This is a genomic window from Sphaerisporangium rubeum (genome assembly GCF_014207705.1).
Taxonomy (GTDB): domain Bacteria; phylum Actinomycetota; class Actinomycetes; order Streptosporangiales; family Streptosporangiaceae; genus Sphaerisporangium; species Sphaerisporangium rubeum.
In genome coordinates, this window is the sequence record NZ_JACHIU010000001.1 from 449,393 (window position 1) to 464,522 (window position 15,130).

Consider the following 15,130-nt stretch of genomic DNA (forward strand, 5'->3'; position numbering starts at 1 on the left):
GTGCACACAGTTGTCGCCGGCGCGGCCGTGGGGCTGCTGCACCAGGTCACGGCGGGCCATGACGAAAGCCGCGTCGCGCTGCGGTTCGTGGACGGCGCGGGGCCGGTCGAGCTGACCTACGGGGAGCTCGGCCGCCGGGCCGGCCGGCTCGCGCACGCGCTGCGCGAAGCGGGGGCCGGTCCGGGGAAGGTGGTGGCGTTGCTGCTGGAACGCGGCCCGCACCTGATGGTCGCGCGGATGGCGGTCATGATGAGCGGAGCGGCCTGGATGCCGCTCGATCCCCGCAACCCGCCGGCCCGGCTGGCCTTCCAGGCCGCCGACGTCGCGGCGCCGCTGCTGCTGACCACCTCGGACCTGGCCGGCCTGGCCGGCGAGGTGGCCCCCGCGACCGTCACGTGGGTCCTGGACGACCCGGTGCGGGAGGCCGAGCTGGCGCGTCACCCGCAGACCGCGCCGGAGGTGGACGTCCGGCCGCACGACCCGGCGTACGTGATCTACACCTCGGGTTCCACCGGCACCCCCAAAGGCGTCCTGGTCTCGCACCGGTCGGCGTACACGTACTGCGTGAACGTGCTCGAACACCACCACGTCACCCCCGGCGACCGCATTCTCCAGACGGCCAACCCCGCCTTCGACGGCACCGTCTTCGACACCTTCACCACGTTGCTGGCCGGTGCGACCATCGTCAGCGCGCCGTTCGCCGTCATCACCGACCCGGACGCGTTCACCGAGCTGATCGTCGCCGAGAGGGTCACGTTCTCGTTCCTCACCCCGGCGTTCCTGCGCTTGCTCGACCCGGCCAAGTTCGCCGGAAGCGCGCTGCGCGGCTTCGTGGCCGGCGGGGAGTCGCTCGCCGCCGAGGTGCAGGCCCGCTGGTCGCGGCCCGGCTTCACCCTGCACCACGGGTACGGCCCCACCGAGACCACCGTGGCCTGCATGAACTACGTCTGTCCCGACACCCCGTTGCAGGGCACCGTCCCCATCGGCACGGCCCTGCCGCACCACCGCGTCTACGTGCTGAACAAGCGGTTGCGGCCGGTGCCGGTCGGGGTGGCGGGCCAGCTCTACATCTCCGGCGCGGGCCTCGCGCACGGCTACCTGAACCGGCCCGGCCTCACCGCCGAGCGTTTCCTGCCTGATCCCTACGGCAGGCCGGGGGACCGCATGTACGCCAGCGGCGACCTGGCGCGCTGGCGGCCGGACGGCCTGCTGGAGTTCATGGGCCGCACCGACCGGCAGGTCAAGCTGCGCGGCCAGCGCATCGAGCTCGGCGAGATCGAGCACGTCCTCGCCAGGCATCCCGCCGTCGAGCAGTGCGCCGTGATCATGCGGGACGACTACCTGGCCGCGTACGTCGTCGGCGACGCCGACCAGGGGGACCTGCGCGTCCACCTCGCCGAACAGCTCCCCGCGTACATGATCCCCTCGGTTTTCGTGACGCTGGCCGAGCTGCCGCTGAGCCCCAACGGCAAGCTCGACCTCGCCAAGCTCCCCGACCCGGTGGCGCAGGCCAAGGAGTACGTGCCGCCGCGCACCGACACCGAACGCTGGCTCGCCGGCGCGTGGCAGGAACTGCTGAAGGTCGAACGCGTCGGCTGCGACGACAACTTCTTCGAACTCGGCGGCAACTCCCTGCACGGCAGCCAGCTCGCCGCGCGGGTCCGCGAACATCTGCTCATCGAGCTGGACCTGCGTCACCTGTTCGCCAACCCGGTGCTCGCGGACCTCGCCACACGCCTGGAGGAGTCGGAGGCCGCGCCGGCGCTCAAGCCGATCGTGCCGGTGCCGCGCGACGGCGCGCTGCCGTGCACGCCGCAGCAGGAAGGCCTGTGGCTCCTGCAGTCCATGGACCCGTCGTCGTCGATGTACCACATCGCGTTCGCGCTGGCGCTGCGCGGCCCGCTCGACATCCCCGCCTTGCAGCGGGCCCTGCGCGGCCTGGTGGTGCGGCACGAGGCGCTGCGCACCAGGTTCACCGAGGAGGACGGCCTGCCGCGCCAGGTCGTCGACCCGCCGCCTGCGGTGTTCCCGCTGCCGGTGGTGCCGATGAAGGCGGACGAGGTCGAGTCGTGGGCCTTCGAGTGGACCAGAAGACCCTTCGACCTCGCGGCCGGGTCGCTGTTCCGCGCGGCGCTGGCCCATGTCGGACCGGACCACCACGCGATCGCGCTGGTCGTGCACCACATCATCGCCGACGGCTGGTCGGCCAAGATCCTCGCCGACGAGCTCGGCGCGCTGTACGCCGCCGAGCGCGGCGTGGCAGGGGTGTCGCTGCCGGAGATGACGCTCCAGCCGGCCGACCACGCGGTGTGGCAGCGCGGCTGGCTCGACGGCGCCGAGATGGACCGGCAGCTCGGCTACTGGCGCGAGGCCCTGGCGGACGTGCCGACGCTGGACTTCCCCGCCGACCGGCCGCGTTCCGCCGACCCGACCGGGCAGGGAACGGCGGCCGACCGCCAGGTGCCGGCCGGCACCGCCGCGGCGGCGCGCACGTACGCGCGTACGCACCGGGTGTCGTTCCTCGCGGTGGTGCAGGCGGCACTGCTGACCGTGCTGCACCGCTACACCGGTCAGGAGGACCTCGTCATCGGGTCGATCTTCTCCGGCCGCACGCGTCCGGAGCTGGAGCCCCTGGTCGGGTTCTTCGCCAACACCGTGGTGCTGCGCACCGATCTGAGCGGCGAACCGACGTTCGCCGAGGTCATCGACCGCTGCCACGAGACGGTGCTGAACGCCACCGAACGCCAGGAGCTTCCCTTCGCGGTGATCGTGGACGCGCTCCAGCCCGAGCGGGTCGCCGGACGCAACCCCCTGTTCCAGATCAGCATGACGCTCCAGCCGTCCAACAACCAGGCCGACCTGTCGCTCGGCGACGTGGCGGCCGAGTCCCTGGACGCGGCCAACCGCGCCGCGCGGTTCGACCTCGCGATCGACGTCATCGACAGCGGTGACGACCTGGACCTGGTGGTGGAGTACTCCACCGAGTTGTTCGACGCCGACCGCATGGAGCGGTTCCTCGACCACCTGGTCTCGGCGCTGACCAACGGCCTCGCCGACCCCGGCGTGATCGCCGAGGACATCGACATCATGTCGAGCAGTGAGCGTCAGCAGGTGCTGCACGCCTGGAACCCGGCCGATACCAGCGGTGCCGTCGAAGAGGGAGGCGTGTAGCGGTGCACACCGTCGTCGCCGGTGCGGTCGCCACATCAGGGCTGCTGCACCACGTCACAGCGGGACACGACACCGGCCGTGTCGCGTTCCGCTTCACGGGAAGTGCCGGTGAAAGGGCCGAGCTGACCTACGGGGAGCTCGGCCGCCGGGCCGGCCGGCTCGCGCACGCGCTGCGTGAGGCCGGGCTCGGGCCGGGTCAGGTGGTCGCGTTGCTGCTGGAACGCGGGCCGCACCTGATGGTCGCGCAGCTCGCGGTAATGATGAGCGGCGCCACCTGGATGCCGCTCGACCCGCGCAACCCACCGGCCCGGCTGGCGTTCCAGGCCGGCGACGCGGCGGCGCCGCTGCTGCTCACGACGTCGGACCTCACGGCCCTGGCCGCCGAGGTGACCGCGGCCGAGACGTGGGTCCTCGACGACCCGCTGCGGCAGGCGGAGCTGTCCCGCCACCCCGGCACGGCCCCCGACGTCGACGTCAGCCCCGGCGACGCGGCGTACCTGATGTACACCTCCGGCTCCACCGGCACCCCGAAAGGGGTCCTCATCTCGCACCGGTCGGCGTACGTCTACTGCGGGAACGCGGTGGAACAGCTCGGCCTCACCGCCGCCGACGTCCTCCCGCAGGTCGCCAACCCGGCGTTCGACGTCACGATCTTCGACACGTTCGCCACTCTCCTGGCCGGCGGCACCGTCGTCAGCGCTCCGTCGTCGGTGATGACCGAGCCGGACGCGCTCACCACGTTCCTGATCGAGGAGCGCGTCACGGTCGCCTACGTCCCGCCGCCGATCCTGGCCCTGATGGACCCGGCGCGGCTGGCCGGCGGCCCGCTCCGCGCGGTCATCGCCATCGGGTCCGTGCTCGGCGCCGAGGTGGCCGGCCGCTGGTCGCGGCCCGGCCTCACCGTGCACAACGGCTACGGCCCCACCGAGGCCACCGTCATCTGCACCAGCTACGTGTGTCCCCCCACGCCGCTCCCCGGCGCCGTCCCCATCGGCACGGCCCTGCCGCACCAGCGCACCTACGTGCTGAACAAACGGCTGCGGCCGGTGCCGGTCGGGGTGGCGGGCCAGCTGTACATCGCCGGCAGCGGTCTCGCGCACGGCTACCTCAACCGGCCCGGCCTCACCGCCGAGCGTTTCCTGCCGGATCCCTACGGCGGCGAGCCGGGGGACCGCATGTACGCCAGCGGCGACCTGGTCCGCTGGCGGCCCGACGGTCAGCTGGAGTTCATGGGCCGCACCGACCGGCAGGTCAAGCTGCGCGGCCAGCGCATCGAGCTCGGCGAGATCGAACACGTCCTGACCAGGCACCCCGCCGTGCGGCAGTGCGCCGTGACCATGCGCGACGACTCCTACCTCGCCGCGTACGTCGTCACCGAGCCCGGCCACGGCGACCCTGACCCCGCCGAACTGCGCGAGCACCTGGCCCGCGACGTCCCCCCCTACATGATCCCCACCGCGTGGGTCACGCTGCCGGCGCTGCCGCTGAACCCCAACGGCAAACTCGACCTCGCCGCGCTGCCGGACCCGAGGCCCGGCGCCAGGCAGTACGTGGCACCGGCCACCGAGACCGAACAATGGCTCGCCGAGGCCTGGCAGGAACTGCTGAAGGTCGACCGAGTCGGCGCCGGCGACAACTTCTTCGACCTCGGCGGCACGTCCCTGCACGGCACGCAGCTCGCCGCGCGCGTCCGCGAGCACCTGAGCGTCGAGCTCGACCTGCAGCACCTGTTCACCGAGGCGACGCTCGCCGACCTCGCCGCGCGGCTCGCGGAGTCGGAGGCGGCCACCGGGGAGCAGCCGATCGTGCCGGTGGCACGCGACGGCGCGCTGCCGTGCACCCCGCAGCAGGAAGGCCTGTGGTTCCTGGAACGCATGGGGATGTCGTCCATCTACAACCTGTCGTTCGCGCTGGCGCTGCGCGGTCCGCTCGACATCCCCGCGCTGGAACGGGCCCTGCACACCTTGATGGTGCGGCACGAGGGACTGCGCACCAGGTTCGTCGAGGAGCGCGGTGTCCCCCGCCAGGTGATCGAGCCGCCGCCTTCTGCGGTCACGCTGACGGTGGAGCACGTCGGAGCCGAGGACGTCGAGTCGTGGGTGAACGAGCACATGACGCGGCGGTTCGACCTCGCGGCCGGGTCGTTGTTCCGCGCGGGGCTGGCCAGGCTCGGGCCGGACGAGCACATCCTGGTGCCGGTGATGCATCACATCGTCTCCGACGGCTGGTCGCTGCGGATGCTCGCCGACGAGCTGTCGGTGGCGTACGCCGCCGAGAGCCGCGGGGAGGAGGCCGGGCTGCCTGAGGTGTACCTCCAGCCGGGTGACCACGCGGTGTGGCAGCGCGGCCGGCTCGACGAGGCCGAGATGGACCGCCGCGTGGGCCACTGGCGTGAGGCACTGGACGGTCTGCCGACCCTGGAGTTCCCCGCCGACCGGCCGCGTCCCGCGCGGCCCACCGGCGCGGGTGCCGCGACCACCCGCGAGGTGCCGGCCGCCACCGCCGAGGCGATGCGCGCGTACGCGCGTGCGCACCGGGTGTCGTTCCTCGCGGTGGCGCAGGCGGGACTGCTGACGGTGCTGCACCGCTACACCGGTCAGGACGACCTCGTCATCGGGTCCATCGTCTCCGGCCGCACCCGTCCCGAGATGGAACGCATCATCGGGTTCTTCGCCAACACCGTGGTCCTGCGTACCGACCTCGGCGGCGAGCCGACGTTCGCGGAGGTCGTCGGCCGCTGCCACGCGACGGTGCTGGACGCGACCACGTACCAGGACGTGCCGTTCGCCGTGATCGTCGACGCGGTCCAGCCGGAGCGGATCGCGGGACGCAACCCCCTGTTCCAGGTCAGCCTCACGCTCCAGCCCGCCGGCAGCCAGGCCGACCTCACGCTCGGCGACGTGGACGCGCGACCTCTGGACACGGTCAGCCGCGTCTCGCGGTTCGACATCGGCATCGAGCTGATCGAGACTCCGGACAGCCTGTGGCTGTCGATGGAGTACTCCACGGAGATGTTCGACGCCGACCGCATGGAGCGCCTGTTCGACCACTACCTGGCGGCGCTCGCCAACGGCCTGGCCGAACCGGATGTGATCGCCGAGGACATCGACATCATGTCGAGCAGCGAGCGTCAACAGGTGCTGTCGTGGAACCCGGCCGGGCCGATGGGAGGCGTGTAGCGGTGCGGGCCGTCGTCGCCGGCGCGGGGCTGCTGCACCAGGTCACGGCGGGCCATGACGGCGGCCGTGTCGCGTTCCGCTTCGTCGCCGGCCCCGCCGGTGAGCCGGTCGAGCTGACCTACGCCGAACTCGACCGGCGTGCCGCTCGGCTGGCGCACGCGCTGCGCGACGCCGGCGCGGGCCGTGGTCAAGTGGTGGCGTTGCTGCTGGAACGCGGCCCGCACCTGCTGGTCGCGCAGCTCGCGGTGTCCATGAGCGGAGCGGCGTGGATGCCGCTCGATCCGCGCAACCCGCCGGCCCGGCTCGCGTTCCAGGTCGGCGACGCGGCTTCGCCGTTGCTGCTGACGACGTCCGACCTCGCGGCGACGGCCGCCGAGGTGGCCCCGGCCACCGCGACCTGGGTCCTGGACGACCCGTTCCGCCAGGCCGATCTGGCCCGCCGGCCCGGCACCCCGCCGGACGCCGGCGTGCGGCCGCTCGATCCGGCGTACGTGATCTACACCTCCGGCTCCACCGGCACGCCGAAGGGGGTCATGGTCAGTCACCGGTCGGTGCACACCTACTGCCGCAACGCGACGGCACACCACGGCCTCACGGCCGCCGACGTCGTCCCCCAGGTCGCCAACCCGGCGTTCGACGTCACGGTCTTCGACACCTTCGCCACCCTGCTCGCCGGAGGCACGGTCGTCGGCGCTCCGTCGGCGGTCGTCACCGACCCGGCGGCGCTGACCGCGCTCCTGCTGGAGCAGCACGTCACGGTCGCCTACATCCCCCCGGCGATCCTGGCCCTGCTGGACCCGGCGCCACTGAGGGACAGCGGGCTCCGTGCGATCCTGTGCGCGGGGTCCGCGCTCGGCGCCGAACTGGTCAACCGCTGGTCGCGGCCCGGCCTCACCGTGCACAACGGGTACGGCCCCACCGAGGCCACCGTCATCTGCACCGGTTACGTCTGCGAGAAGACCCCCCTGCACGGCACGGTCCCCATCGGCACGGCCCTGCCGCACCACCGCGCGTACGTCCTGGACAAACGCCTGCGTCCGGTGCCGGTCGGCATCTCCGGCCAGCTCCACATCGCCGGCGCCGGCCTGGCCCACGGCTACCTCAACCGTCCGGGGCTGACCGCCGAGCGTTTCCTGCCGGACCCCTACAGCGGCCGGCCGGGGGAACGCATGTACGCCACCGGCGACCTGGTGCGCTGGCGGCCCGACGGGCTGCTCGAATATCTCGGCCGCACCGACCGGCAGGTCAAGCTGCGTGGCCAGCGCATCGAACTCGGTGAGATCGAGCACGTCCTGGCGGGACATCCGGCCGTGCGGGACTGCGCCGTGGTCCTGCGCGGCGACAGCCTCGCCGCCTACGTCGCCGGCGACGCCGGCGACGCGGACCTGCGCAGGCATCTCGCCGCGCGGCTCCCCACGTACATGATCCCCTCGGTCTTCGTGACGCTCCCCGAGCTGCCGCTGACCCCGAACGGCAAACTCGACACGGCGAGGCTCCCCGACCCGGCCCCGAGCGCCAGGCGGTACGTCCCCCCCGGCACCGGCACGGAACGCTGGCTCGCCGAGACCTGGCAGGAACTGCTGAGGGTGCGGCGTGTCGGCGCCGACGACAACTTCTTCGAGCTCGGCGGCAACTCCCTGCACGGCAGCCAGCTCGCCGCGCGCATCAGGAGACATCTGAACGTCGCGGTGACGACCCGCCACCTGTTCACCAACCCGGTGCTGCGGCAGCTCGCCGCGCGCCTCGACAGCGGCGACACCGACACGCGTTCCGACTCCGCCGCGCCGCTCCAGCCGCGAGGCACCCGGCCGCCGCTGTTCTTCGTGCACCCCGTCGGCGGCTCCGTCGGCCACTACGTGCGCCTCGCGCCGCTGCTCGGCCCCGACCAGCCGTTCTACGCGATCGAGGATCCGGGCCTGCGTGGCGCGCCGAGCGCGCCGGAGCTGACCAAGCGGGCCTCGGAGTACATCGACCTGGTCCGCCGGGTGCGGCCCAAGGGGCCGTACCGTCTCGGCGGCTGGTCGCTCGGCGGCCTGATCGCCGTGGAGATGGCGAGGCAACTGGCCGGCGCCGACGACGACGTCGAGATCGTCGTCGCGCTGGACAGCGGACTGCCAGGCGGCCTCGGCGTCCCCGGCGACCTGGAGGTGCTCACCGCGTTCGTGCGCGACCTCACCGGCATCGCCGGGGTGCGGCCACCGGACCTCGATCCCGAGTCGTTCAGGCACCTGGCGAGGGACGCGCTGGAGGAACAGGCGCTCGCGGTGCTCGACCGCGCCGGTCTCGTCCCCGATGGCACACATGACGAACTACGGACCCGCATGCGGCTGTTCGCCGGCAACACCAGAGCCATGTTCACGCACCGGCCGCGCCGGTTCCCGGGACGGCTCGTGCTGATCAGCGCCGCGGCGAGCACCGCCACGGACGTCGCCGCGTGGCGGCATCTCTCCCCGGAGTTCGAACACCGGACCGTGCCGGGTGACCACTACAGCATGTTGCAGCCCCCCCACCTGGAGGAACTGGCCGCCGTGCTGCGCGACTGCCTGGAGCGCACCCCACTGGTCCCCCTTAGAGGGGACAGGTGAACAGGGACATCGGCACCTTAATGTCCTGGTAGGCGAAGTACTTGCTGTTGAGCCGGTGACCCTTGCCGTGGCATACGCGCGGCGACGCCGACGTCCCCGAAGGACTATGAGATGAGCGAGCTTGCCAGCCTGACCACCATGGAAGTCGAGGCGCTGACCGACCCCGGCGGCGGACTCAACCTCACCGACGGACACGCACGGCTCGTCCTTTCCGCGCAGCAGGCGGCCATCGTCGAGCGCATCCCCGACATGTTCGCCGAGGCCACCCGCCGGTCCTTCCCGGACATCGAACGGGAGGCGCACGCGGCGTTCCTCGGCGCGATCGGACAGCACAGCGCGCCGGTCGGCACGGGCCGGATCCTGAGCTGTTACTCCTCGACACTGGCCACCGACATCGTGGCCAGGGCACTGCCGGCCGGCGCGGTCATCGCGGTGCTGCACCCGACGTTCGACAACATCGCGGACCTGTTCGTCACCCGCGGCCTGTCGCTGGTGCCGCTGTTCGAGCCCGCCATGCTCGCGCAGGAATGGCCCGGCGCGCCGGTGAGCGCGATCGTGGTGACCCACCCGAACAACCCGACGGGCCTCGTCATGCCGGAGGGACACCTGCGGTCGCTCGCCGAGCACGCCGTACGGCACGGCCAGACGGTCATCATCGACGCCAGCTTCCGCGGCCAGGTCCGTGAGGCGCAGTACGACTCGTACGCGGTGCTCGAAGAGGCCGGCGCGAGCTGGATCGTCATCGAGGACACCGGGAAGCTCTGGCCCACGCACGAGCTGAAGATCGGCCTGCTGGCGTACAGCGAGCGGACCAGGCTGCCGATCGAGCGCGCGTTCTCCGAGTCGCTGCTCGCCGCCTCACCGGTCGTCCTCCAGCTCATCAAGGCCCTCGCGGGGGACTGGGTGAACGGCGGCTACGAGCGGGCCCGCGACCTGGTGGAGCGCAACCGCGCGGTGGTCAAGGAGACCGTCGAGGCCGTCGGGCTGCGGCTCGCCGACCCCGAGTCGCAGATCAGCGTCGCGCGGATCGAGCTTCCCCCCGGCGGCCCCGACTCGGCGGTGCTCTACAAGGACATGGTCGTCCGCGGCGTCCACATGCTGCCGTGCACGCCGTTCCACTGGGCCGACCCCGACAGCGGGCTGCGCTTCATCCGCGTGTCGCTGGCCCGGCCGTTCGAGGTCGTCGAACGCGGGGCGCGGACGCTGGCCCAGGCGTACCGCGACCTCAGCGTGGACGCCGGCTGACGTCGCCTCGACGGGAGAATCGATGAGCACCGACGCCATGGCGCCACCCGGGGACCAGCGGGCCGTTCTCGGTTACGACCCGTTCGACTACCGGATCCACGAGGACCCCTATCCGACCTACGCGTGGATGCGTGAGCACGCGCCGCTGTACCGCAACGAGGAGCGTGACTTCTGGGCCCTGTCCCGGCACGCCGACATCGTGGCGGCGCTGCGCAACCCCAAGCTGTTCTCCAACGTCAACGGCATCTCGCTGGAGGCGGAGCTCTGGGGGCCGCACGCGGTGCAGACCAGTTTCTTCCTCGCGATGGACCCGCCGGAGCACGGCGCGTACCGCGGCCCCGTGGGGGCCGCGTTCGGGCCGCGCAAGGTCACGGCCCTGGAGGAGAGGATCCGCGAGCTGGCACGTGAGCGGCTGGCGCCGCTGCGCGACCTGGACCGGTTCGACTTCGCCGCCGACTACGCCGCCGGCCTGCCGAACGACGTGGTCTGCGAGATGCTCGGCATCCCCGCCGCGGACTGGGACCAGATCCGCGCCGACACCGACCAGCTCAACCAGCGTGACGACGGGTCGGAGGACCGGGGCCCGAACTCGGTGGCCGCCGCGCTCCGGCTCGCCGACTACTTCGTGGAGTTCGTCCGCGACCTGCGCCGCAACCCCGGCGACGACCTCACCTCCACCATGCTCAAGGCCGAGGTCAAAGGCGTCCGGCACACCGACACGCAGATCGTCGCGTTCCTGTTCCTCGTGATCAGCGCGGGGAACGAGTCCACCGGGAAGACCATCGGCAACGCCTGGTACCACGGCTGGCGGCAGCCGGAGATCCAGCGCGCCGGGCTCAACGGACGCGCGCTCGAATGGACCAACGAGACGTTGCGCTACGACTCCGCCAGCCAGATGACGGCACGCATGCTCACCGCGGACACCGTCATCCACGGCGTGGAGCTGAAGAAAGGCGCGCGGGTCGCGATCCTGCCGGCCTCGGGGAACCGCGACCGCCGCGTGTTCGACGAGCCGGAGCGGTTCGACCTGGACCGCGACACCAGCAAGATGATCAGCTTCGGCCACGGCCCGCACCACTGCCTCGGCGCCGCGCTCGCACGACTGGAGATGCGGATCGCGCTGGAGGAGATCGGCGCGCTGGTGTCGGAGTACGAGATCGACATGACCAACGTCCGGCGTGTGCACTCCCCGCACCAGCGAGGGTTCGCCTCCCTGCCGTGCGCGGTGACCCACCGGCGCCGAGCAGTGGCCGCGGGTACGTCCAACTGATCATTGGGGTCGACGATGAGCACTTCCCAAGCCGACACGCGCGACGACCACGACGGCGCGGCGACCGCCCCGCCGGTGCGCGGGGTGCGCACCTTCACGATCGTGTGGTGCGGTCAGTTCGTCGCGGTGACGAGCCTGACGGTGCTCAACTTCGCGGCGGCCTTCTACTTCTACGACAAGTACCCGCTGCCGTGGCTCGGCATCATGTTCGCGCTTCCCTTCATCCCGTTCCTCGTCAGCTCGCCTTTCTCCGGTTCGTTCATCGACCGGTGGGGGGTGAAGCGGGCTCTGCTGGTGAGCAACATCGGCGGCATCCTGCTCGCGGCGAGCCTCGTCGTGCCGTTCCTCACCGGCGACTTCTCGGTGTGGCACGCGTTCGCCGTCATCATGATCGTCCCGATACTCAAGTCGCTGCTGTTGCCGGCCATCGAGACGTCGGTGACGCTGCTGGTGCCGAAACGGCACATCGGCCGCGCGAACGGCACCCGCATGCTGGTCAACGGCCTCGGCGCGGTGCTCGGCCCCATCGCCGCGGGCCTGCTGATCAACGCCATCGGCCTCGGCGGCATCGGCCTGCTGGTGGCCGTGCTGCTGGCGCTCGCCGTGCTGACCGTGGCCGCCGTGCGCATCCCCCTGGCCACGCGGCAGGACGCGGCGGACAGCCCCGCGCGTTCGTCCCTGGCCGCCTTCAAGGAGGCATGGGACCAGATCAAGGTCCGGCACGGCATGGTCGCGCTGATGGTGTTCTTCGGCGTGGTCAGCTTCGGCATCGGCTTCGTCGAGGTGCTGCTCCCCGGTCTCGTGCTCGCCTTCGCGCCGGAGACGTCGCTCGCCGCGGTCCTCGCGGTCGGAGCGCTCGGCATGACGCTGACCGGTGTGGCGATGACGATCTGGGGTGGGCCGCGCCGCCGGGTCAACGGCATGCTCGGCTGGACGCTGCTCTTCGCGGCGGCGATGGTCCTCGGCGGGCTCCGGCCGAACATCGTGCTGATCGCCGTGGCGGCCTTCGTCTTCCTCGGCACCACGTCGATCATCATCGGCAGTTTCCACACCGTCTTGAACACCAAGGTCGAACCTGAGCTGCTCGGCCGCGTGATGGCGCTGAAGAACGTCGTCTACGCCGGTCTGCTCATGCTCGGCAACGTCACCGCCGGCGTGCTCAGCGGTGCGCTGCAGCCGCTGGTCGGCGAGGACCAGGTCCGCTCACGCGTCGTGGCGGCCCTGGTCGGGGACGGAGGCAACCGCGGGTTCGCGCTGCTCATGCTGGCCGCCGGCGTGGTGGTCGCGCTCTGCACGCTGTACGCCTACCGGCACCGCCGGCTGAACGGCCTGGAGGACGCGCTCCCCGACGTGACCCCCGAGGACCTGGCCGGCGTGACACCCGCCGACCCGGCGCGGCGGTGACGGCGGCCATGGCACCCGCCTCGGGTTTCCGCGCCTTCGTCGTCCTGTGGTGCGGGCAGTTCGTCTCGCTGACCGGGTCGGCGCTGTCGGGATTCGCGCTCAGTGTCTACGTCTACCAGGTGACCGGCTCGGCCACGGCGCTCGGCCTGGTCTACGCGCTGTCGTCCCTGCCGTTCCTCGTCGCCTCGCCGTTCGCCGGGTCCCTGGTGGACCGGTTCGGCGCGCGACGCGCCATGATCACGTCCGGTGTCGGCTCGCTGTTCGTCATGCTCTTCCTGGCGGTCGCGCTCGCCGCCGACGCCACCGCCGTGTGGCCGGTGGTCGTCGTCGTCGCCTGCCTGTCGGCGCTCGGCGCGCTCGCGATGCCGGCGTTCGAGACGTCCTTGCCGCTGCTGGTGCCGAAACAGCAGCTCGGCCGCGCCAACGGGCTGCGGCTGATCGCGGTGGCGTCCAGCCAGGTACTCGCACCCGTGGCAGGCGGGTTCCTGCTGCTGGTCATCGGCATCGACGGCATCATCCTGATGGACTGCACCGCGATCGCCGTGGCCCTGGTCGCACTGCTCCTGGTGCGGATCCCGCGGCCCCCGCAGGCCGCCGACCGGCCGGCCGGCGCCACGGCGCTGCTCGGGGACTTCTGGGTGGCGTGGCGGTACGTCGCGGCGCGGCGCGGGCTGCTGGCCCTGCTCGGCTTCATCGCGGCACTGGAGTTCTGCGCCGGTTTCGTCGACGTGTCGATCACGCCGCTCGTCCTCGCCTTCGCGTCATCCGGTGTGCTCGGCACCATCTTGACCTGCGGCGGCGTCGGCATGATCGTCGGCAGCCTGGCGATGACCGCGTGGGGAGGCCCGCGGCGGCGCGTGCGTGCCGTACTCGGCGGCTCGCTGCTGCTCGCCGTCGCCGTCGTCGCGGGGGCCACCCGGCCGAACGCGGTGCTGGTGGCCGTCGCCGCGTTCGTGTTCTTCGCGGTGCTCGCGGTCGTCATCGGCAGCAACCAGATCGTGTGGCAGTCCAAGGTGGAGCCACACCTGCTCGGCCGGGTCATCGCGCTCCGCAACATGATCGCGTCGGTGCCGAAGCTGCTGGCGTTCGCGTTGACCGGCCTCGCCGCCGACTACGTCTTCCAGCCGCTCGCCGGCCGTGACCGCGTCCACTCGCCGCTGCTCGCGGCGATCATCGGCGACGGCCCGGGCCGGGGGTTCGCGCTGCTGATGATGGTGATGGGCCTGCTGCTCGCGCTCAGCGCCGTCGTGGCGTACCTGTCACCGAGGCTGCGGCACCTGGAGGACGAACTCCCCGACGTCACCCCCGAGGACGTGACACCCGAAGGTCCGCCGGAGGCCGGAGAACCCGAGCCGCGGCAGAGCGAGACCGTCTCGTGAGGAGAACACGCCGTGCTCGATGACGCACAGCTCCGCGAATACCACGACGCCGGTTTCCTCGTCGTACCGGACGTGCTGACGCCGCGCGACCTCGCCGGCCTCCGGGACGAGGTCGAGCGCCTCTACCGCGCCGACCACCCCGGCCGGGTCCTGGAGAAGGACGGCACGACGATCCGCGGCGTCCACGGCTGCCACCAGGTGAGCGAGGTGTTCTCCCGCCTGGTCCGCCTGCCGGCCCTGCTCATGCCGGCCGAGCAACTGCTGGCGAGCAAGGTCTACGTGCACCAGAGCAAGGTCAACGCCAAACGCGCGCTGGCCGGCGACGTGTGGCCCTGGCACCAGGACTACATCTTCTGGGAACGGGAGGACGGCATGCCGGCGCCGCTCGTCACCAACGTCGCACTCCTGCTCGACGACGCGACCCCCTACAACGGCCCTCTGCTGTTCCTCCCCGGCTCGCACCACATGGGCACCCTCCCCACCGAGCGGCGCGGCGCCGCCGGCGGCGAGGAGAGCTGGAAGTCCAACCTCGCGGCCGACCTCGACTACGCGCTGACCGCCGGCCAGCTCGCCTCGATGGTCGCGAGGTTCGGCATGCGGGCCGCGACCGGCAGCGCAGGCAGCATGGTGCTGTTCGACCCCCGCCTGGTCCACGGCTCAGGCACCAACATGTCGCCGTACGACCGGCAACTGCTCATCATCACCTACAACAGTGTGGACAACGTCCCCGACGAGCCGAGCCGCCGTCCGGAGTTCCTGTCCGCCTCCGACACCACCCCGCTGGCGCCGCTCGTCGGAGGCCTGTGGTCGTGACGGCGCCGAGGTGATCCGTCCGGCGTGACACCACGAACGGTGAAAGGGGTGCGGCCGGCGGCCGCACCCCTTTTCGCCGCGTCA

Annotated in this window: 8 protein-coding genes; all 8 read left to right on the forward strand. The window is 71.8% G+C overall.

Annotated elements, in window-relative coordinates:
• The 8 genes from BJ992_RS01825 (at window position 1) to BJ992_RS01860 (ending at window position 15,046) form a co-directional block, all read left to right on the forward strand.
• Window positions 1-3,171 (forward strand): non-ribosomal peptide synthetase, encoded by a 3,171-nt coding sequence (locus tag BJ992_RS01825; RefSeq protein WP_184978225.1) that lies wholly within the window; start codon window positions 1-3, stop codon window positions 3,169-3,171.
• Between the two features lie 2 nt (window positions 3,172-3,173).
• Window positions 3,174-6,350 carry a non-ribosomal peptide synthetase gene (locus BJ992_RS01830; protein ID WP_184978226.1) on the forward strand — a complete coding sequence of 1,059 codons (3,177 nt, stop codon included), beginning with the start codon at window positions 3,174-3,176 and terminating at the stop codon, window positions 6,348-6,350.
• 2 nt (window positions 6,351-6,352) lie between these two features.
• Window positions 6,353-8,935 carry an amino acid adenylation domain-containing protein gene (locus BJ992_RS01835; RefSeq protein ID WP_184978227.1) on the forward strand — a complete coding sequence of 861 codons (2,583 nt, stop codon included), beginning with the start codon at window positions 6,353-6,355 and terminating at the stop codon, window positions 8,933-8,935.
• A gap of 111 nt (window positions 8,936-9,046) precedes the next feature.
• The gene (locus BJ992_RS01840; protein ID WP_184978228.1) at window positions 9,047-10,180 is read left to right on the forward strand and encodes an aminotransferase class I/II-fold pyridoxal phosphate-dependent enzyme; all 1,134 of its coding nucleotides are present in this window, start codon (window positions 9,047-9,049) and stop codon (window positions 10,178-10,180) included.
• 22 nt (window positions 10,181-10,202) lie between these two features.
• Window positions 10,203-11,450: a cytochrome P450 gene (locus BJ992_RS01845; protein ID WP_184978229.1), complete on the forward strand. Its 1,248-nt coding sequence runs from the start codon at window positions 10,203-10,205 to the stop codon at window positions 11,448-11,450.
• A 15-nt stretch (window positions 11,451-11,465) separates the two neighbouring features.
• Window positions 11,466-12,854 carry an MFS transporter gene (locus BJ992_RS01850; RefSeq protein WP_184978230.1) on the forward strand — a complete coding sequence of 463 codons (1,389 nt, stop codon included), beginning with the start codon at window positions 11,466-11,468 and terminating at the stop codon, window positions 12,852-12,854.
• 8 nt (window positions 12,855-12,862) lie between these two features.
• On the forward strand, window positions 12,863-14,233 hold the full coding sequence (locus tag BJ992_RS01855; protein ID WP_184978231.1) for an MFS transporter: 1,371 nt from the start codon (window positions 12,863-12,865) through the stop codon (window positions 14,231-14,233).
• Window positions 14,234-14,245: 12 nt separating this feature from the next.
• Window positions 14,246-15,046: a phytanoyl-CoA dioxygenase family protein gene (locus BJ992_RS01860; RefSeq protein WP_184978232.1), complete on the forward strand. Its 801-nt coding sequence runs from the start codon at window positions 14,246-14,248 to the stop codon at window positions 15,044-15,046.
• Window positions 15,047-15,130: the final 84 nt, after the last annotated feature.